At 68.5% G+C, this 19,801-nt stretch carries 11 protein-coding genes, 1 pseudogene and 2 CRISPR repeat arrays; of the genes and pseudogenes, 1 reads left to right on the forward strand and 11 read right to left on the reverse strand.

Translation table 11 applies throughout. The annotated features are described in order from the left end of the window. Positions 1–84: 84 nt before the first annotated feature. Positions 85–1,340: direct repeats of the CRISPR family, unit length 29 nt; unit sequence GTGGTCCCCGCACAGGCGGGGGTGTTCCG. Positions 1,341–1,983: 643 nt separating this feature from the next. From cas2e to IEZ01_RS29290, 9 genes are all read right to left on the reverse strand, one after another. Next, positions 1,984–2,322 (reverse strand): type I-E CRISPR-associated endoribonuclease Cas2e, encoded by a 339-nt coding sequence (cas2e, locus tag IEZ01_RS29250; RefSeq protein WP_078513481.1) that lies wholly within the window; start codon positions 2,320–2,322, stop codon positions 1,984–1,986. 24 nt (positions 2,323–2,346) lie between these two features. Next, complete coding sequence (cas1e, locus tag IEZ01_RS29255; RefSeq protein WP_189204683.1) at positions 2,347–3,405, reverse strand: type I-E CRISPR-associated endonuclease Cas1e; 1,059 nt, start codon at positions 3,403–3,405, stop codon at positions 2,347–2,349. Positions 3,406–3,416: 11 nt separating this feature from the next. After that, the gene (gene cas6e, locus IEZ01_RS29260; protein ID WP_019891668.1) at positions 3,417–4,148 is read right to left on the reverse strand and encodes a type I-E CRISPR-associated protein Cas6/Cse3/CasE; all 732 of its coding nucleotides are present in this window, start codon (positions 4,146–4,148) and stop codon (positions 3,417–3,419) included. Further along, positions 4,145–5,005: a type I-E CRISPR-associated protein Cas5/CasD gene (gene cas5e / locus IEZ01_RS29265; RefSeq protein WP_019891667.1), complete on the reverse strand. Its 861-nt coding sequence runs from the start codon at positions 5,003–5,005 to the stop codon at positions 4,145–4,147. The genes cas6e and cas5e overlap by 4 nt, the downstream gene beginning before the upstream one ends. Next, positions 5,002–6,162 (reverse strand): type I-E CRISPR-associated protein Cas7/Cse4/CasC, encoded by a 1,161-nt coding sequence (cas7e, locus tag IEZ01_RS29270; protein WP_019891666.1) that lies wholly within the window; start codon positions 6,160–6,162, stop codon positions 5,002–5,004. Before cas7e ends, cas5e begins: the two co-directional genes overlap by 4 nt. Positions 6,163–6,204: 42 nt before the next feature. Next, positions 6,205–6,978, reverse strand: coding sequence for a type I-E CRISPR-associated protein Cse2/CasB (gene casB / locus IEZ01_RS29275; protein ID WP_189204685.1), 774 nt, complete (start codon positions 6,976–6,978; stop codon positions 6,205–6,207). 71 nt (positions 6,979–7,049) lie between these two features. Then, a complete protein-coding gene (casA, locus tag IEZ01_RS29280; protein ID WP_229833269.1) occupies positions 7,050–8,630 on the reverse strand; it encodes a type I-E CRISPR-associated protein Cse1/CasA in 1,581 nt (526 codons plus the stop codon). A gap of 312 nt (positions 8,631–8,942) precedes the next feature. Continuing rightward, positions 8,943–11,870 (reverse strand): CRISPR-associated helicase Cas3', encoded by a 2,928-nt coding sequence (gene cas3 / locus IEZ01_RS29285; RefSeq protein ID WP_189204687.1) that lies wholly within the window; start codon positions 11,868–11,870, stop codon positions 8,943–8,945. 194 nt (positions 11,871–12,064) lie between these two features. Beyond that, positions 12,065–13,191: a CRISPR direct-repeat array (repeat unit 29 nt; unit sequence GTCCTCCCCGCGCAGGCGGGGGTGTTCCG). A gap of 67 nt (positions 13,192–13,258) precedes the next feature. Then, positions 13,259–14,965, reverse strand: a complete 1,707-nt coding sequence (locus IEZ01_RS29290; RefSeq protein ID WP_229833270.1) for an IS1182 family transposase — start codon at positions 14,963–14,965, stop codon at positions 13,259–13,261. Positions 14,966–15,303: 338 nt separating this feature from the next. Between IEZ01_RS29290 and IEZ01_RS29295 the strand changes: the two genes are divergently transcribed. Further along, complete coding sequence (locus IEZ01_RS29295) at positions 15,304–15,915, forward strand: DUF1707 SHOCT-like domain-containing protein (protein ID WP_028797166.1); 612 nt, start codon at positions 15,304–15,306, stop codon at positions 15,913–15,915. A 153-nt stretch (positions 15,916–16,068) separates the two neighbouring features. Here IEZ01_RS29295 and IEZ01_RS29300 read toward each other — a convergent pair. Beyond that, a pseudogene (locus IEZ01_RS29300) lies at positions 16,069–16,582 on the reverse strand (HAD domain-containing protein); the annotation flags it as partial. 713 nt (positions 16,583–17,295) lie between these two features. After that, on the reverse strand, positions 17,296–19,680 hold the full coding sequence (locus IEZ01_RS29305; protein WP_229833271.1) for a macro domain-containing protein: 2,385 nt from the start codon (positions 19,678–19,680) through the stop codon (positions 17,296–17,298). Positions 19,681–19,801: the final 121 nt, after the last annotated feature.

Genomic DNA, 19,801 nt, shown 5'->3' on the forward strand with positions numbered 1-19,801 from the left:
CGGCCTCGGTCACGTTCTCACTAGTCATCGGTGCATCCTCCATGATCGGGAGTTACACCGAACGATTTACAGTCCCCAGGAAGAGTGGTCCCCGCACAGGCGGGGGTGTTCCCGCGGGTCGCGGCAGATGTTGCACTGCTCCTGCGTGGTCCCCGCACAGGCGGGGGTGTTCCTGTGCGCCGAGACCCGATCCGATCGCCATCAGCGTGGTCCCCGCACAGGCGGGGGTGTTCCGAACTTCACCGCGATTACGTCGAACGCGTCCACGTGGTCCCCGCACAGGCGGGGGTGTTCCGCGTCGACCTCGAACATGGCCGCCCACAGGGGCGTGGTCCCCGCACAGGCGGGGGTGTTCCGGCCAACGCGGGCGTCGTTGCCCTGCTCGCCCGGTGGTCCCCGCACAGGCGGGGGTGTTCCGAGCGGCACCGTGACGCCGATGCGTCACAAGCAGTGGTCCCCGCACAGGCGGGGGTGTTCCGATGATCCGGCGGGCGAACCCGTTCCACCGGATGTGGTCCCCGCACAGGCGGGGGTGTTCCGTTCGAACCCGCCCCGCGCCCTGCACGGCCGTCGTGGTCCCCGCACAGGCGGGGGTGTTCCGACATCGGAGCGGCGGCGGACTATCCCAACGTCGTGGTCCCCGCACAGGCGGGGGTGTTCCGCCATGGCGGCAGCCGTCGCCCGCCACTTCGGTGTGGTCCCCGCACAGGCGGGGGTGTTCCGCCGCGCGGGTCGGACTTGTCGTCGGACCACTCGTGGTCCCCGCACAGGCGGGGGTGTTCCGCCGCGCGGGTCGGACTTGTCGTCGGACCACTCGTGGTCCCCGCACAGGCGGGGGTGTTCCGGTCCTCGAGGAGATCAAGGCCGCGCAGCTCCTGTGGTCCCCGCACAGGCGGGGGTGTTCCGGTGGTCGCCGCGTACCAGTAGTCGCCGCCGGCGTGGTCCCCGCACAGGCGGGGGTGTTCCGCTGGTGGTACATCGGGGAGGCGCCTTTTCTCAGTGGTCCCCGCACAGGCGGGGGTGTTCCGCCACGGGCGCATTACGTACGACCGGCGATGTCGTGGTCCCCGCACAGGCGGGGGTGTTCCGGCGCAGCAGCGGCGAGCGGTAGTCGGGTTGACGTGGTCCCCGCACAGGCGGGGGTGTTCCGGACTCCATGACGCTCGGATCGAGGACCTCGCCGTGGTCCCCGCACAGGCGGGGGTGTTCCGTACCTGACCACTGGCAATCAGCGCTCGTGGCGGTGGTCCCCGCACAGGCGGGGGTGTTCCGCGCTAGAGGGAGACCTAGCCTTTAGCCTTCCACTTCAACGTGGTCCCCGCACAGGCGGGGGTGTTCCGATCAATTCCTGAACTACGGCTTCCGGGACTGCGTGGTCCCCTGAGCTTGTTCCCTGCGCAGGCGGTGGTGATCCGCCGTTGATCACGAGCTGGCCGGCGTTCGCAGGCGTTCCCCGCGCAGGCGGGGTGTTTCGCACCTGATGCCGGGCGCCGAACGCACGCAGGAATGCTCCCGCGCGGGCGGGGGTGTTCCGCTTGCCTTCGACGACTGTCCCGGTCTCAGCGCGCGTTCCTCGCACAGCGGGGGTGCTCCGCATATCTTCGGCGGCATCTGGGACATCATCGTGCCTCCCCGCGCAGGCGGGGGTGTTCCTGCTCGTCGAGTGCGCTCATGCAGTTCCTTTTCCCCGCGCAGGCGGGGTGTTCCGGCTCGGGCCTCGGCGTCATCGCCGACGTGCGAGTGGTCCCCGCGCAGGCGGGAGTGTTCCGGAGCTGAAGCCGCAGTTCTTCCTCGACCAGCTGTGTTGCCCGCACAGCGGGGGTGTTCCGCCGACGGAGCCCCGAAGCGAAGTTGCGGCCGCGTTCCCCGCGCAGGCGGGGGTGTTCCGGTCGGCGCCTGGATACAGCCCCGTTCCAGGTGTGTTCCTCGGCTGGCAAGACGCACGACGAAACGCCCCGCATGGTTCAGCCCCGTAGCGTCCGATCAACCGGTGGTAGAAGGCAGAATCCCGAGGGCGGGTGACGCGTCGGCGTATTCATCAGAGCGAAAGGCGACGAGTACGAGGCCGTCGAAGTCAACCGGTGTACGGCGGCGCTCGCCAGCTGTCCGCAGTGCGTAGCCTTGCTCGTTTGACTCCGGGTGTACCAGCACTGCCGCGCCGGCTCCGATTGATGCACTCACCACGCGCCAGAGTTCGTCCCGCACTCGTGCCGACAAGGTGCCGACGTACAACCCCGGTGTGGGTTCAATCATCCAGCGGGTGAGTGCGCCTCGGACATGGTTGGGTACGGCTGTGGTGGCGAGGACGGTCATGGACGGCACGGTGTGCGCATCTCCCTCTGTTTCTCAGTCTGGTGCATCGGCAGATTCTTGATCGGCAGGATCGTTCGAGGGGGACAGCGTGTCGAAGGAAGGCTGACCGTCGTAGGACGCGTAGTTCACGCCGGCAGGGACGGACCCGCTGTACGGGTCCCACAGGTTGACCAGGTCTACGGCGTGGCCGTCGGGCACTGGCGCGGTCTCGCCGGGTGCCAGGAGAGACTGGATGTCGGTGACGATCCGTGGGAGCAGTCGGTAGAGGCGCAGTTCCTCCCGGAAGCTGCGCCGGGCCATGGCTTCGGGGTGGGGTGAGTCGTGGAGAGAGAACGCCAGTGGGATCGTGAGTTGTGCTTTGTAGAGGTCGGCGATGTCGTAGACGAGGGCGTGCTGTTTGCCTTGGTGGACGAAACCGAGCGCGGGCGAGCAGCCAAGGGCGACGATGGCTGCGTGCACGATGCCGTACAGGCAGGTGTTTGCGGAAGAGAGGGCGAGGTTGACTGGGTCTTGCTGGTCCCAGGAGGCGGGGTCGTAGTTGCGGCGGAACCGGCCGATGCGGTGCTGTTGGGAGAGGATCTTGTAGAGCGCTTTGACTCGCTGGCCTTCAAGTCCGCGTAGCTTGTTGAGGGGTGTGCTTGGCGGAACGGGGACGTTGAAGCGTTTGAGGTACATGCTTTGTGCGACGGCGAGACGTCGGTCGGGGTCGCTCCATTGATGGACCTGGGCTTCCAGCCATCGGGTGGTCAGCGCGTCGGATGTGGTTGCCGAGTAGCAGCGGACGCCCCCTGATCCGCTGCACACCACGGTGGTTCCGTGGCGGGCAAAGGTGGCGAGTGCCGGCTGGGTGATGGAGGTTCCGGGGCCGAGCAGTACGCAGCTCAGGGCGGCCGTGGGGAGGTAGACGCGGGTAGTGACGCCGTCGGCGCTGGTGGTCTCGGCGCTGACTCCTGTGTCGTCCTGGACGATGCGTACCACGTCTGCGTACAGGAATGAGAGGGAGTCGCCGACTCGGGGCAGCATGGCGAGCGTCGGGGCGGCGATGCGGCGGCGGGCGGAGCTTTGCTGGGTGGGCGAGGAGAGGCTGGTCATGGGGATGTTCCTCAGGCTCCCGGAGTGGCGGGGGCAAGGCTGAGTAGTCCGCAGCCGTAGGACTTGCTGCGGCCGATGCCCTGCAGGAGAGCTTGGCGTAGTGCCTCGGGATCGTGGACGGTTGCGATGCCGTCGAAGCGTGTGCCCTGATGGTGGACCGCGGTCCTGTCTTTGCGCATCGTTCCAGCAGGGCCGTGCCATGCGGTGAGGGTGTCGGCGTTGTTGGCGTGGACGGTGTGTAGGGCGAGGCCGGCTTTCCGTGCTTGTGCTGTCCACCAGTGCTCAGCGTCGGCACCCCGCAGGACGATGGCCTGCTTCCAGCGTCCTTCGGTGCTGTTGCGGCCGCATCGTTTGACAGCGTTGCCGAGCAGCCGGTAGCGGACGGTCAAGCCCGGGCGGAGTGCGTCGAGCAGGGGGGTCATCTGGCGGGTTCTTGCGTCGGCATATCCGGTGGGGAGGTGGGCGGTGTTGGGGGCTGTCCGGCTCTGCACGAGGAGGGTGGGGGCTCCGGTGCCGTCGTGGTCGAGCCGGAAGAGGAGGCCGGCGCGGGCTCGTGGGCTGTCACCCAGGCCGCTGGGGACGAGGGTCATGATGCGCCGGTGCAGCGCTGCGGCGTCCCTGAGATCGTGCTGGACCGCCCTGCTGGCGGGGTTGAGGCGCAGTCTGGTGAGCCAGGCTGTCGGCGTTTGGGCAGTGTCCTGGGCGGTTTCTTCGGACTGAGCGGTGTGTGGACTGGTGGTCATACGTCGGTTCCCTCGGGTGTGAAGGTGTGGAGGTAGGCCATGAGTGCGTCGAGGTAGTCGCGGCCGTAGCCCTGGCACAGCTGGGCGGGGAGTTGGCAGCTGGTGGTGTAGGAGGGGCGGCTGCGGTAGATGCGGTCGCGTGGCTGAAGACGGACGGGTTCGTCGTTGAGTGAGGTGACGGATGCCCGGGCGGACGCGGTGGCGGGGAAGGTGGGCGGGAAGGGGGTGTCGGCCGTGAACCGTACGGGGACGGTTGCCTCGTGGTCAGGTGCCTGCGGGGTGCTGGGGCGGGCCCGAGCGAGTGGGACGCGTGTCAGAAGCTCGGTGATGGGGTCGGGAAGGTGCGTGGCGACGACGAGGGGGGCGGCCGGTGGGCAGGACCGGCGGCCGAGGTACAAGGGCCAGTGGGGGGCGGTGAGTGCGGCGGCGCAGGTTGTGGTGAGGTGGCTGGGGTCTGGGGCGTGGGGGGCCGTGACGGCGACGGTGAAGACGGCGTCGGCCAGGTAGTGCCGGTCGGAGACGATGGTGGTCTGGCCGGGGCTGCGTCGGCCACCTTTTGCGGTGGGGACGGTGCGGTGGGGAGGTAGGCCGCCTCCGACGGTATGGAAGTCTCGGATGCGCAGGCCGGGGCGGTCATGGCGGACGGTGAAGCGCAGGTGGCTGAGCTGGCTGAATGGTGTCGGCTCGCCGCTGTTGGTGGTGGGGGTGGCTTGGTGGCGAGGGATGCCGAGGGCCGAGGCGATCATGCCGATGAGGCCGGAGCGGGTTGGGTGGGCGACGGTGTCTCGGTCGTTGAACGCGCTGTGCTCTCCCCAGGACTGGAGCGGTCCGCCGATTTGCATGAGGAAGCCGGTCACGACGCCGTGCTCCCGTTGCTGGGAAAGACCGCTTCGAGGGCTCCTGCGACGAGCACGGGGTAGGACTCGACCCGGTCACCGAGGGCTTCGAAAGGGGTGTCGTCCACTCCGGCGTGGGCACTGTAGATGCGTCCCGAGTCACCCATGAGGGTGTTGATCTTGGCGGTGTAGGCGGCGAGGGCACGGCGGGACGGCTCTGCCCAGCCGGTGCGGCCGGCCTGCACGGGTTGCTCAAAGGCTGCGGCGAGGGACACAGGCCTGTCGGACCGGACCGCTACGTGTACGAGGTCGGGGACGCTGTTCGGCGCGGTGGAGTTTTTCTTTGCGGAGGGCAGGCTCTGGATGAATTCTGTGAGGAAGGCCTCGGCCAGCTCCCGGGCCACCGTCTGGTCGGTGACGTTCCGGATCAGGTCGCCGGTGTCGAGGACGGCGTAGCGGTAGAAGACGCCGCTGCTGTACTCGGCTGTGTTCATGTGGGCGCTGCCGGCGTCGGACGCCCACTGGTCGACGTCGTCCACGGCGGTGAAGAAGTCGGCCTGTACCGAGGTGCTGTGGGTGGTGAAGGAGTGGGCGACCTGTACGGCGCCGTCTACTCCCGCGCCGGGGATTTCTGCCATCATCCGGCCGAAGAGGGCAATGGAGCCGTTGCGGGAGCGGAGGATCTCGTGGATGGCGTCCTTGGGGAGCTGGGGCTTGGCCGCAGCTTTGGTGCCGAGGGCCTTTTCGAGCTTGTCGCGGTGCTTGTCGGCGATGTCGGCCAGGGAGCCGGCAGCATCGTTGGGCAGGAAGAGCAGTGAGGCGGTGGTGGCGTTGTTCTCGAGGTCGAGCTTGGAGTCAGTGGAAATGACGACCTGGACGCCGGCGAGCTCGGCCAGGTCTTCGGGCCAGCCTCGGTCGATAAGGTTCTGGGCAACCTGGAGGGGAAGCCGACGGGTGCGGCGGGCTTGATGCCCGATCCGTGTTTCGACCGCGAGCCTGGTGGGCCGCTTCCACGCTTGGCTGGAGACGCGCGTGCGGGTGACGCCGCCGTAGGTGACGGTCTTGGGTGAGCCGAGGTCGTCGCGATTGACGTTGCTGAAGGGCAGCGTCTGCAGGATGTGCATGTCCACGTAGCGCGGAGTGGCAGTCGGCGTGATGTCGGGGTGCTGGGTCGTCATGATGCGGTTCCTGGTTCTGTTCGCAGGGAGTTTGGGGCTGGGTCAGGCAGGGCGGTCGGAGCGGCGCAGTGTGCGGTAGAAGTCCTCCAGCCAGCGCCTTGCGGTGTCGTCTCGTCGACGTGGCCATCGCAGGAGGTCGTGCAGGAGGCGTCCGTAGTCCAGGGGTACGCCCGCCGAGCCGAGCTGGCGGGCGACGGCGGGAAGCATGCGGTGCAGCTCCTCGATGTCCTGGCGCACGAGCAGGTGCAGTCGTTGCTCAACGCCGTTGATCTTGTCCTTGTTCGCTGGCGGGCGTTTCGCATCGCCTTCTTGCGGGACGGCGGCACGCGGGCGGCGGGCGGTCAGCTCGGCCATCGCCTCCCCCAGGCTCGTCCCCCAGGAGAGCTGCAGCCCTGCGGCTCCGGCCGGTTGTGACTGCCTGGCGAGGGCGCCAGGGTCGTCGGCGGGTTGGGTGGTGTCGGAATCACCTTCGTCGTGGCCGTCCGCGGCGTGCAGATCGTCTGCGTCCGCGCGGCGTTCAGCACGAGGCCGGGCGGCGATCAGAGCAGCGATGGCGTAGTAGGCGCGCTTGTCTGCGTTGCCTGCACGATCGGGTACCAGGCCTTGGCGGAGCAGTGCAGCGTGGGTGCGGGCGGGGACCTCGTCCAGTGGGCGGGCCAGGGCTGCCCGCAGCGCCTGCTGTGTACCGGGGTGTGTGCATGCCTGGCGCACGCGGGTGGCGAAGGTGTCGTAGGCCGTGAGGTTGTCGTGGCGGCGGGCGCCAGGTGAGGCGGGGTGGTGGGGGGAAGAGCTGAGTTCATGGGTGGAATGGCTCATCGGTCCTTCTTCAAAAAGGCGGTCGGTTCCTGCGGTAGCGCTCGCGCCGAGATACAGACGACTTAGTCCGTTCAGGAACGGGCGACGAGAAGGCTGCGGATCAAGCCGCGTGCGCCTTCGCGGGCCTTTGCACCGCGGGGCTGGGATGCCGCGGCTGCGGTGGTGGTGTCGAAAACATCCAGAGCGATGCGGCCGAACGAGGACACTGCGGTGGTGAAGTCCTGTTGGTCCAACAGCTCCCAGAAGCGCTCCTCGGCCGCCGACCAGTACGCCGCCAGTGCCGCTTCAGGCCACGGCCCGCCGGTCTTGTCCTCTTTCGATCGGCGCCCGGGCCGGTCGTCGCCGAACGGCATGGTGTAGGCCCGCCATGCGCTGCGCAGTGCGGTCTCCAGCCGCCAAGCCGCCTGTTCTGCGGCCTGCCGGCCTTCCTTGACGCCTAGGGCGAGTCGCGAATCGTCCGGGGAGCCCGCGGAGGCGAGGAGTGCGCACAATGGAGGGGTCACTGCAGTGAAGTGGGTACGGTCCCGGGTCTGGCCGTCCTGGTCGAAACCGTGGGCGACAACGCGCAGGTGCTGAAACACCTTTTCGGGAATCTGCCCGCCGGTCAGCCCTTCGAAGATCAGCGGCCTGCGGCCCTTGTCGCCCCGATCCTGCAGAATCAGGCCGTCCAGATCCCGCCACAGGGCCCGTTTCGCGTCCGCCCTGCGCGGATATACCGTGCCGTCCTTCGCTTCGTCCCAGATGAGATACGGATCGCGGATCGGAGGCCGGTTCGCGCGCAGGGCCCATGTGATCGTTGCATCCACGGCGCTTGTGCCGTCAGGGGACGGTTTCAGGAGCACCGCGTGCTGGTGCTGGGCGGTCAGCATCGTCATCGGGCCCGCCGCGGGATGGGCAGGTGTCAGGGCCGCCAGCGGCGCCTCGTCCTCCCAAGGGCAGACATCGTCCACCGAGGATGAGCGGCTCGGCCATGCTTGGGGGTCAGGGATGCCCAGCAGCAGAGATTCGTACAGGTTTCGCCCCAGAGGGTGGTAGGACAGAACTCTCCGCAGCGGGCCGGCCATGGTGTTCCCGAAGCGCTGACCGTTCACCGTTCGGGGTGTGCACTGCCCCGACGCCCCGTAGTACAGCTGCGCCAGGAGATGCAGAACCGCCTCGTCCGACGAGAGCGGCACGGGCGTGTCGTCGGTGAAGTGACCGAAGAAGACCTGGTTGTTCCCCGAAGGCCGACCGAGCACCAGCTTGTTGATCCCAGAAGACGCAGCGCACTCCTGAGCGAGGCGTGCGTCCTGCAGGAAGGGACGCTTGTGGTCGTAGAGCCGAAGCCCCTCCGCGTACCTGTCGAAGTAGCCGTCCACCTTCTCCGGCACGAACCCGCCTTCTGCAGCGAGCAGTTCGTAGCGGCGATCGAGCCAGTCGCCGACCTCGTCCGCCTGATCCAGTTCCGTCACGCGTGCCGCGATCGCGCACAACACACGCAGCAAACCCGATGCGGCTGCAGGCGAGGCGACGGCCAGGCCCCGGAAGTGATGCGCGCGAAGGAACACTTCACGCAGCCCCACCCGTTCCGTCACGCCACCATGCGTCAGCACGGGAACCCACGACCGACGATCAAGCGGGTAACGGGCATCAAAGGCCACAGCATCAGGCATGGAACGGGCACCCCGATCGGCAGAAAGGCGAACTGGCGGGTAGGAACGACCCCGAGCAGGCCGTACGCTGAAATCCTCCGCAGCCGGCGGAGAGTCTCCGCGCAAGCGGAGGTGAACCGATGGACAGAGGCGGCGGTTCAAACTCCGAACACGGCCTTCCCCGCCCCGCGGGGGCTCACGTCTCGCCCTCTCAGCTGGCTGCGGAGAGGACGAAACGGGCCTCACCAACATTGGTAAGACGACAATATGCGCATCAGAAGGGTCTTCGCAGGCAAACTCTCAAGATGGAGAGAGGCGGCGCCTGAACTTGACTCAATCCAGGCGTTCTGTGACCAGTCCGAGTACGCGGTCGTACGTAATGCGCACATCTCCCACCACCGCCCCCTGTACCCGGCCCCTGTTGCCGACGCTGTGCGGCAGAAGCACCAGACGGGCAAGCCGGGGCTCCTTGGCCCACACATCGGGCGGCTGGTGTGCCAGGCCACATGCGGCACGCCACGGCCCGTGAGCCAGCGGCGCAACGTGGTTGAGCAGCTCGCGAACCTCGCCGACGGTGAACCGTCCGTCCGCTCTACTGCCACAGACGGGGAGCCGGTGGCTGCATCCCGCATCCAGCCACCGGCCGTTTGCGTCCTCGAAGACGGGCAGCACCTGAACGGAGTCGGCACCGAGACGGGTGCGCACCAGCTCCTCGTCCGCGTCGCTGGTCGTGAGGCTGTGCAGGGAGACGACCTTGCGCGGCGGTGGCAGGGCAACCATGTCGGCCAGGGCGGTGCGTGCCATGTCGCCGGCCAGGCGCCTGAGGTCACGCTCCATCAGCTGTTCGGGCGCCACGGAGGGGAATTCCTCCGCGTAAACCGCGTCGACGAGCCCCTGAACGTCATCCGGTACGGTCACCGGCATGCCTCTGCGCTGGTCCAGGAGTTCCACAGTGCGCTGGAGCAGGGCCGGGTCGTACACCTCGCCCCATGACCGAGGCACCGCCAGCTCACCCTTCTCGTTCACCGGAGCAAGGACGACAAGGCGCGGACCGCGGGCCCAGCCGGGCCGGGGCGGGCCAGGGTGCCGATGCCGCCAGACACGGCCTGCCCGCTGCAGGAGCATCGCCATGGGCGCCAGATCCGACACGACCAGGTCGAAATCCAAGTCGAGGGACTGCTCGACGACCTGCGTGGCGACCAGCACCGCTCCCCTGGGCCCAACCGGCCGCCTGGTGCCCGGTTTGCCGGTGCGGCCGAACCACGACTCAGCCTCGGCAGTGATCGACGCCCTCCTGCCGGCGGGGAACCGGGCGTGCAGTAGCCGCAAGAGCGGTCCCGCCCCCCAGTCACCGTGCTCCTGGTCATCATCGGCCCGGTCATCCCCCGCGAGGCAACCGTCGCCGAAGCGGGTGCGATAGTGGGCGCGCAGGGCCTGGTATGTCTGCTGAGCTTCGGCCACGGTGGTACAGATGACTGCCGCGCAGCCCCCCGCATCGGCCACGTCCTCCAGCGCTGCCAGCAGTGTGGCCATACGGCCGTTGACCACGCTGGGATCGGTTGTGTGCCGCACATGCCGGATGTCCATCCCGAGCGCGCGTCCCTGCTCGCTGACGACCGGCGATGCGGGCTTTGTGACCGAGCCGTCCGCGGACGCGTAGATCCAGCCGGGGTAGGCAGGAGCAGGCAGTTCACACCTGGCCGCACTCGGGCCTGCTCCGGACAGGTAGGCGTGCATCATGCCCTTGGCCATGGTCCCGGTGAGTGTCGCGGACAGCAGCACCACGGGCACCCCTAAAGCTCCGAGCCACTCCAGCAATCGGAGCATGAGGGCGTGCGTATAGGCGTCGTAGGCGTGAGCCTCGTCGATGATCACCGTTTTCCCCGCAAGCCCGAAATGGCGCAGTGCGTTCCGTTTGAGCGGCAGCACCCCCATGAGGGCCTGGTCGATCGTGCCGACAGCCAGGGGGGCGAGAATGCCCCGTCCGCGGGCACGCAGCCACCGGCCGGCTTCGACCAAGACGCCTGAAGCCTTCAAGCCGTCGGGGGTGTGGTCGCAGAGCACGCGCGGCTCGACCGTGCCGTCCTGCGCTGAAGCGGTCGCGTCGGCGTAGGGGGTGTAGAGGTCTGCCGCGCCATGCAGGAGGGTCAGCTCGGAGGAGGCGAGTAGGTTCCGGCCGGCGAACTCCGCCAGGCGTCCGTACATCTGGTTGGCCGTTGCCTGTGTAGGCAGAGCGAAAAACACCCCGCTGGACCCACAGGCCGCTCCCATCACTGATGCCGCATAGAGCGCGGTCTCCGTCTTGCCCTCTCCGGTAGGAGCGGTGACGAGGAGAATGCCCGGCCCGGCAGGCCGCGCCGCCGCAAGCCCGGCCTCGACGCTGAGCTGCAGCGGGTGCGGCCGGTCGATTGCAGGAAACAGATCACCAAACCCGCCTTCCTTGAACGCAACAGTCCCCAGGCCCGCCTCGTCGAGCAGCTTCGGCGCCAGACGTTCCATCCGGCGCGCCTGCGCCTTGAGACCCGGCAGTGTGAAAAGGCCTCCACCACCCGCGGCAGCTTTCTGCTGGGCGACGATGACGTGTTCCTGGCTGGCGATCCAGTCGGACACGATCACCATCCCCGCGATCACCACCGCTTCCGTCACCGCAAGCGCCCGCGACGGGGGAACTGGCGGACAGCCAAGGACCCCGTACAGGGCCTGCACATGCTCCTTCCGCTGCTCCGCCCAGCCCTCCGCCCCCAGTTCGGGACACCTCTCCAACGGATCACGAAGATCCCGCAGCTCGTTGTCCCGCGGATAGCGCCCATGGTGCCCTCCAAGGACCTGGGCGACCTGCGTCAGCAGCAACGAGGCCGGACGGCCCGCCTTCGGGTAGCCGAGCCCGGCCAGCAAGGAGGGCAATGCCGCATGCGAGGCGTACTCGTGCCGCAACGGCGCCGTCCTGCTGTCCGCGTCGCGATCACGCGCGTACTTCGCTTCCCCGAGGAAACCGCGATGAGCAGCCCGCGCCTTGAGGATCATGTCCTGGAACTGCGGTGTGATCTTGCCCAGATCGTGCAGGCCGGCCCAGAACATCACCGTCGCCCGCGCATCCGCCTCACTCAACCCCAGCCCCTCGGCCAGGCGTTGCCGCTGCCCCCTGGACAGCACACCGTCCCACACTGCCCCGCACACCAAAGCCGTGTCCACCAGATGCCCGATGACCGGGTAAGGCTCAACTAACTCGCCGGACTTACCCTGAATACGCGCATCAACCACAGGCGACCTCCTCAACAAAAAGCAGACCGCTGAAGTCCACCACACGGCACTGACAAAGCCCGCTCACACCAAACAGAGCAGCCACCACATCGTCTCTCTGGGGCATAAACGCTCTGACACAATGCAGGCATGACAGACAGACCCACCACAGGAAAAGAAACAGCAAAGGACTCCTGAAACCCCAGCTCACGAAGGTCCTCCCCGCGCAGGCGGGGGTGTTCCCCGGTTGCGTCGTGGGGCGCCTTCATCAGGGCCGTCCTCCCCGCGCAGGCGGGGGTGTTCCGTTCCTGAAGGCCGTGCAGGGCGGCACAGGCGCGTCCTCCCCGCGCAGGCGGGGGTGTTCCGTGGTTCCACCGGATCAGGCGGCCGTCGATGAGGTCCTCCCCGCGCAGGCGGGGGTGTTCCGTGGTTCCACCGGATCAGGCGGCCGTCGATGAGGTCCTCCCCGCGCAGGCGGGGGTGTTCCGCCCTCGTGGCGCTGATCAACGGCGACTTCAGTGTCCTCCCCGCGCAGGCGGGGGTGTTCCGATCAGGCCCGAGGTGAAGTTGGGTGGCCGGTGGTCCTCCCCGCGCAGGCGGGGGTGTTCCGTGGTTCCACCGGATCAGGCGGCCGTCGATGAGGTCCTCCCCGCGCAGGCGGGGGTGTTCCGTCGTCCTGTTTCTTCTGCCCGTTCCACCGGCCGTCCTCCCCGCGCAGGCGGGGGTGTTCCGGGATGGTGGCTGCGTCCGCGCGGGCGGCCTGCGTCCTCCCCGCGCAGGCGGGGGTGTTCCGATCTCGGCGCTGCTCGGCAGCGTGGCCCCGCTGTCCTCCCCGCGCAGGCGGGGGTGTTCCGTCGTCCTGTTTCTTCTGCCCGTTCCACCGGCCGTCCTCCCCGCGCAGGCGGGGGTGTTCCGTCGTCCTGTTTCTTCTGCCCGTTCCACCGGCCGTCCTCCCCGCGCAGGCGGGGGTGTTCCGTCCATCGGCCTGAGCAGCAAGACCGTCGGCAAGTCCTCCCCGCGCAGGCGGGGGTGTTCCGCTCGGCGGCCGGTGGACCGGCGCCCGCGTGAAGTCCTCCCCGCGCAGGCGGGGGTGTTCCGGGTCTCGGGTCCGGCCGCCGGGTGCGGCTGCTGTCCTCCCCGCGCAGGCGGGGGTGTTCCGGTCCAGGCCGTAGGAACTCCTCATCGGGCACCGTCCTCCCCGCGCAGGCGGGGGTGTTCCGCTGAACGAGGACGGCACCCCCGGCGCGAAGCAGTCCTCCCCGCGCAGGCGGGGGTGTTCCGATCCATTGCGTGATGACCACGCACGCCGTACCGTCTTCCCCGCGCAGGCGGGGGTGTTCCGCTCCGCAGTGACCAATTCCGCAGCGGCCTCTAGCTTGACTCTGTCGGTGATCTTGGAGTTGTCGAGGTCAGGTGCCCAGGGTGCGCCAGGATTTCGGCCTGAAGATCCCGCGCTGGTCGAGGTAGCTCTGGAAGGCGGTCGGTCGTCGGGAAGGGGGTGCCTTCTCGGTTGGTGGGAGACCGCTGAGGCGCTCGATGTTGATGGCGATGGCGGTCAGGACGTGCTGGACGTGGGCTTTGCGCTGTCCTCGGTAGCGACAGCGGCGCATGCCGTGTCCGTGGGCGAACTCGTTGACCGTGCCCTCCACCCCCGAGCGGACCGCATAGCGGGCCTTCCACTCGGGCGTCTGCTGCTCGGCACGGACGCGGAGTTGTAGGTCGCGGAGCTCGCGCGGGGGAAAGCCCACGGTGCGGGCGCTGTCGGCGGTGCTCGTGCACTGGGTGCGAGCCGGGCAGGGACGGCACTGGCTCTTGGTGAACCGTGCCACGATCAGAGGTGCCGCGGTGGGCGAGGACGTCGGGTAGGGGCCGTGCCAGCCCGCGCTGACCTGGCCCTGGGGACAGGTGACCTGCCGACGGTCGAAGTCGATGTGGAAGTCGTCCCGGGCGAAGCCCTCGCCTCGGCGGTGCTGGTGCGTGGGGTTGCTCTTCAGCGGCCCGGAGACGGTGACCTGGTGTTCACAGGCGGCTTGTTCCAGATTGGGCAGGGAGGTGTAGCCGGCGTCGACCAGGTGTTCGGCGGGCAGCAGGCCGCGCCGGGACAGGCGGCTGTGGATGCCGGGCAGGACCTTGCTGTCGTGGGTGGTGGACGCGGTGGTGGCCACGTCCGTGATCACGTTGGGGCCGTCGGACGCGCAGGTCTCGGTCAGATGGGCGGCGAAACCCTTCCAGTTGATGACGTGCCCGTGCCGTGCGTAGCGGGCCGTAGTGTCGTAGGGCGAGACGATCGCCCCCGACGACGGCGGCAGACCCGCCCCGCCTTCCTTCTCGGCGGTGCGCCAGCGCAGGTGCCCAGCAGCATCACGGTGATAGTTCTGCACCATGATCTGCCGCAGGGCCTGGACGCGGGGACCGGACATGCGGTCCGCTCCGTGCCGGTAGAGGTGTTCCAGGAGCCGGATGGCGTCGTTTCCGGTGGCAAGGATCCTGGTCATGGGCTTGGTGGGGTTCTTGCCCAGGCGGACCGGCCGGCCGTAGCGGAGTCCCCAGTCCTCGTCGATGAGCCCGTCGAGCAGGTGAGGGGAGGTGCTGGCTACTTCTTCGAGTGCGGCGCGGACCGCCTCGGTGACCAGCTCCAGGCGGGTCAGGTCACGTACCGCGGCCAGGACGTGGGTGGAGTCGGTGCGCTGGGTGGTGCGCTCGCGCACCAGTCCGGCTTCCTTGAGGCGGGCCAGTGCGAGGTCGAGGAGGCGGTCGGCGCGGTCGCCCTCGGTGAGACGGTCGCGGAAGTCTGTCAGCACGCTGTGGTGGAAGCCGGGATCGTCCAGTTCCATGGCCATGGCGTACTTGAAGTCGATGCGGCAGCGGACCGCCTCGGCGGCCTGCCGGTCTGACAGGCCGAGCACGAACTGCAGCACACAGACGGTGGCCAGTTGGGCGGGCGAGAGGCCCGGACGCCCGTCACGCGGATACCAATCGGCGAAGTCCTCGTCACTCCACAGCCCGTCCAAGCGGTCTCTGACCCACATCGCCGCCGTACCGCCCGGGTTGCTCGCCCGCGCGATCTGCGCGGTCAGAGGCGGGACTTGCTCACCGGAACGAGGACGGAGCGACAACAGGCACCTCGACAACTGCATGGGCTCACGGAACACCCCCGAACATGCCCACCGATCACGCCGACGCACCGGGGAAACTTCAAGATCACCGACAGAGTCAAGCTAGTCGACAACCCAGCCCTCCCGCCCGGATCCATCACGGGATGCGGCGTCACCCTTCGGCGGGCGCCGGGTTTCCCGGCACCCGACACCCCAGCCCGGTGAGCGATTGACCAGTCCCCTCACTGCCACGCCCAACAAAGGAGGCCGGTCGGAACGCCACTGGCAGCGCTTGAGATGTGCAGTCTCGCCCCGGACGCCCAGTCCGCCTTGTCCGCCGGCTGCTTATCCTTGTGCCCATGACTGCCCAGTCCCCGGAGCCCTCTCCGCGCCATGACCCATCAGGAGAGCTCCGCGCCTCTCACGATGACCGGGAAGCAGTGGTGGAGCAGCTGCGCGATGCGGCAGCCGAGGGGCGAATCGATCTCGATGAGCTGGATTCGCGCCTGGAGCAGGCGCTGACGTCCAAGACACACGCCGAGTTGGCCGTCCTGACCCACGACTTGCCGAGGCCGCATTCCTCTGCGAGCCAGGTACCGCTGGTGCTCAAGGGCGGAATGTTCGGCGCGTCTCGGGGCCCTGGGCGCTGGGAGGTTCCCGGGCATGTGATCGCTCACGGAGGCGTGGGGGGTGTGAAGCTCGACTTCACCCGGGTCGAGTGCCGCCTCACCGAGGTGGCAGTGGAGGCGTACGGGGAGACATCTGGTGTCACGATCGTCATCCCCGACGCCTGGGCTGCAGACACCAGCGGCATGGACCCCGGCGCCGGCGGCCTGAAAGACGAGACCACGTCCGACCGTCTCCCCGGAACTCCGCTGATCCGGCTCACCGGGTCCGGCGGCGCGGGAGGAGTAGTCATCCGCCACCCCAACCGCCGGGAACGACGCAAGCTGCACAGCAACCCGACCTAGTGCGGTGACCGTGCAGGTTTGCCGAAGTTCTTCGGTTCACCCTCGGCTCGCTTAAATTTGCGTCCATTCTGCGATCGTGCTGGGAAGAGATGACCTCGCCATAGGAACGGCTTCATCTCGCCGACCAGAGAGCTGGCGGACCTCCGCCCCGAACGGCTGTCGCAGCCAAGCGTCGAGAGCCGCAAAGTCGCCATCGGTGAGACCAACGGGCATCAACCCGGTGGACCAGGGCGCGTCCCCCGTGATGGGCGGCAACCCAGGCCTGATCTGTGTCCGTGATCTCGTCATCCACCCATACGAACGGCCGTCCTGCCGCCCAGTAGACAAGGGCACGAGTCTTCCAGTGCAGCCCATCGCGTTCGTCCTGATCATCGACGTCTGACGGCTCCGGCCAGACAACCACGGCAAGTTGCTGAAGACCGAGCAACGGAGCGATGCACTCGTTCGCTTCATCCATCCACGTCGTGGCCCAGACCACCTCACAGGGAAGCGCGGCCAGCTTGGCCCCGTGCTGAGGATTGATCCTGGTCAGGAGCGGGTTCGCATCGACCCCCCGCAGATCGGCACCGAGCGCATAGGTCGGATACTGCCGCGGCTCCGCCCCAAACGGGATAAGCGGTCCGTCGACGTCAAGGAACAGCAGCGGAAGCCGCACAAAGCCAGTCACAGCAGCACAGGCTAGCGAAGGCCCCACCGCCGGTCGCTCAGCAAGAGGACTATCGAGCGGCCCCGTTGCCTATCGGCTCGGGCGAAGCGACAGTCGTTCATCGCTCACGGCGCCGAGGCGACGCCCTGCACCTGTATCGAGAAGGAGGGGTGCCGCCTTGATGGCGACGCCTTGGCGAATGGAGTGAACAGCGTCCGTCCAGTGAACCGTTGCAGGACACGCCCGTCTCCACGAGCTCGGAGCACCGGGCTTTCGGCGTCAGTGGTGAGCGCACCGTGAGGGACACGTACGCGAAGTGCTGGTGAACCCGCCGCGCGAGCGGCCGAGCCCCTCGTCCACACCCGGTGCGGAATCCTGTCGATCACCTGCCGGAGACCCCGCCACCGCACACAACGCCGGTTACTGCCGGGCAGGGACGGCCGCAGCCGTTCCTGCCCGGCATCCCTCAGCTCACCCCGCCCCAATCATCGCCCCGGACAGGTCCCGCGTTCCCTGGAACTGCGCCACGGGCCAGGACAAAGGGTCCTTCTGGCGGACCTGCGGAACGGGCGCCGGTCTGGGCGCTCAACTCTGACCCGTCGTCCTCGTCGTGGCCCGCTCCTCACCCCAGCCTCTGGCAGGGGCTTCCGCCCCGGCGGAACAGGCCTCGCGGGGCGCGACCCCTGGGTCGAGCCCCAGGGGTCGCGGCTCACGCGCCGGAGTCGGCGCGGCGGTCAGGAGACGAGGCGGTCGGCGTCCACTTCGGTCAGCTTGACCGTGCACAGGCCACCGCGCTCGGTCTTCACGTCCGTCACCTTCAACTGCGTTCCCGGCGCGAGGATGTACTCCTCCTCGCCGGTGAACGCGGAGAGGCTCCGGATCCCCACCGCCCGGGCGGGGGTCACCTCGAAGAGCGTCCGCTTACCCCGGCTGCCCAGGAAGGACCGCGCCACGCCCAGCTCCGAGGTGCACGAGGACACGCCCCACCATGTCACCGTCCGTCCGAGCGGGTACTGCGTCCGCAGGTCCAGCGACACGCCGCGCCACAGTGGCTGGGTGTGGGTGGGCAGGGCCGAGACCGCCGAGAACAGCAGCCTCAGGTACGGCAGGTAGGGCACGGCCTTGCTCCGGTCCGGCGAGCGGAGGACGGCGTTGATCTCACGGTAGAACCGGGATCCGCAGGTGTAGAGGTGGACCGCGGCGATCGCGTCGGCGGAAGGGCCGCCGGTCGTCTCGTCCGCCCGTCGCTTGCCGAACTCCCGGGACTGGTCGATGTGCCGGCCGAGCCCGGGCAGAACCTCGGTGAGGGGCGCGACGGCGTCCAGGAAGTCCATCAGCGGGGTGTCGAACACACCGGTGATCTCCGGGAGGAGGAGTCCCTCGTCCTTGACGCTGGTGAGCCGCTCCAGATAGAGCTGGTGCAGTTCCATGGTCGACGCTATGAAGGCTCCCATGCGCGCCGCCACGTCGCGGTCCGCGCCGCCGGCCCCGGCGGCTTCCTGGTTCCATCCCTTGCTCGGCAGCCAGTCGACCTCCTTGGCGCCCAGCGACGCGAGGGCCTCGTTCACCATGGCGAAGTGGTCGCCCTCACAGAAGACATCGCCCTGGGCAGCGGGGTTGGCGTGGTCGATGTGCCGGACCTCGACGTCCGGGTACTTCTCCTGGAGCCGCAGGACGACCTTCTTCAAATTACGGGCGTGGGCGCCCCACCAGGCGAAGACGACGCCGCGGTCCTCCTCGTCGACAGCGTTCTGCTTGGCCCTGAGGATCTCCTCGACGATCCGCTCGGCGACGGGCCGCCAGAATGTGGTGTGCCGGTCCGCTCCCATCGCGCCGTCGGCGCTGGCGGTGAGGGAGGCGTTGAGCAGTAGCACGCCTTGCGTCAGCATCGCCTGGAACCACTCCGGCGGCTGGACCGTGTCGTGCTCCTTCAGGAGCGCGCGCACGTCGGAGATGGGCGTCTTCTTGACGATGCCGTGCTTCCACATCGCCGCCGCCTTGATGATGCAGCGGATGCTGACGACCCTGCCGAACTGACTGTCCTTCCAGTCGTTGAAGGTGTTGTCGAACATGGCGATGCCGGTGGCGCTCTCCGGCCGCGGGTACGGGTTCTGGCCGAAGACGACGACCTTCCACTTGTGCGGCGGGTTGGGCTTGAGGGCCTGGAAGGTCAGCTCCCGGACGGGGACGACCTCCGGGCTGCGGCCCTGGCCGATGAACTGGGCGGCGTCCGGCTGCGCTTCGACGACGGGCTTCAGCAGCGGAAGCCAGGGTTCGCCTCCGTCCTTGAAGAGTTCGGTCAGGCCCAGCGGGTCGTTCGGGTCGGGCTGGGCGGCGGTGGTGGTGGCGTCGCTCATGGAGGAGGGGCTCCCGGTCGTCGTGCTCGAAGGGTGGGGATGGCCGGCGAGCTGACCGGTCGTGTGCGCGGCGGGGTGGACAGGATCGGCGGCGGCTGGAATGCCCGTCGGCGGCACGATACGGACCCGCTTGGTGACCGGCGCGTTCTCGATGCCGGCGAGCTGCGCAGTGATCGTGGCACGCAGCTCGTCGTCGTCCTGGAACCAGTGGTCGTGGAAGAGGGTGTAGCCGGTCCACATCAGGTTGGCGCAGATCCGGGCCGGGACCCGGCCGGTCTGTGCCCCCATCCCGACCAACGCCACGGAGCGGATGCTCCCGGGCGCCTGCTGGTTCTGCCGGTGGACGGCCTGGAACGCGGCCGCGCACGCCAGCGCCACGTTCAGCGTCTCGCTCACGTTCTGCGAGGACTGCACCATCGTCGGCGTCGAGATCAGGTACCGCGGGACGGTCGCCCCCGAAGGGACGCAGACGGCGCTGCCCACGGGAAGGCTGCCGGCGAACCGGTCGCGGATCGCCCGCTGTACGCGCACCTGGATGCCCGCTCCGAGGTGCCGCTTGATGACGGCGTCGACCCCGCCGTCCATCCGTCCCCGCGAGTTGGTCGGCGTGACCCAGGCGTCGACGTCCACGTCGAGGATCGATCCCCGACGGATCTCGATCCCGCCGGTGTCGGCGAACGCCGCCCGCCACGCGTCCACCACACTCTCGTTGACATCGGTCAGCACCACCCTGAGCACAGGCTCCACACAGTCCTCCGTCATCGTCCACTCCTGTCGGGAAACAGCCCTTCAACACCCCCGACGCTAAAGGTCACCACTGACAACGCCCGCTCCTCGCCCCGGACCGCGCCCCGGACCGCGGCCGGTCGGCTGACCGGCCGGC

The sequence above is a fragment of the Streptomyces purpureus genome, assembly GCF_014648195.1.
GTDB classification, from domain to species: Bacteria; Actinomycetota; Actinomycetes; order Streptomycetales; family Streptomycetaceae; genus Streptomyces; species Streptomyces purpureus.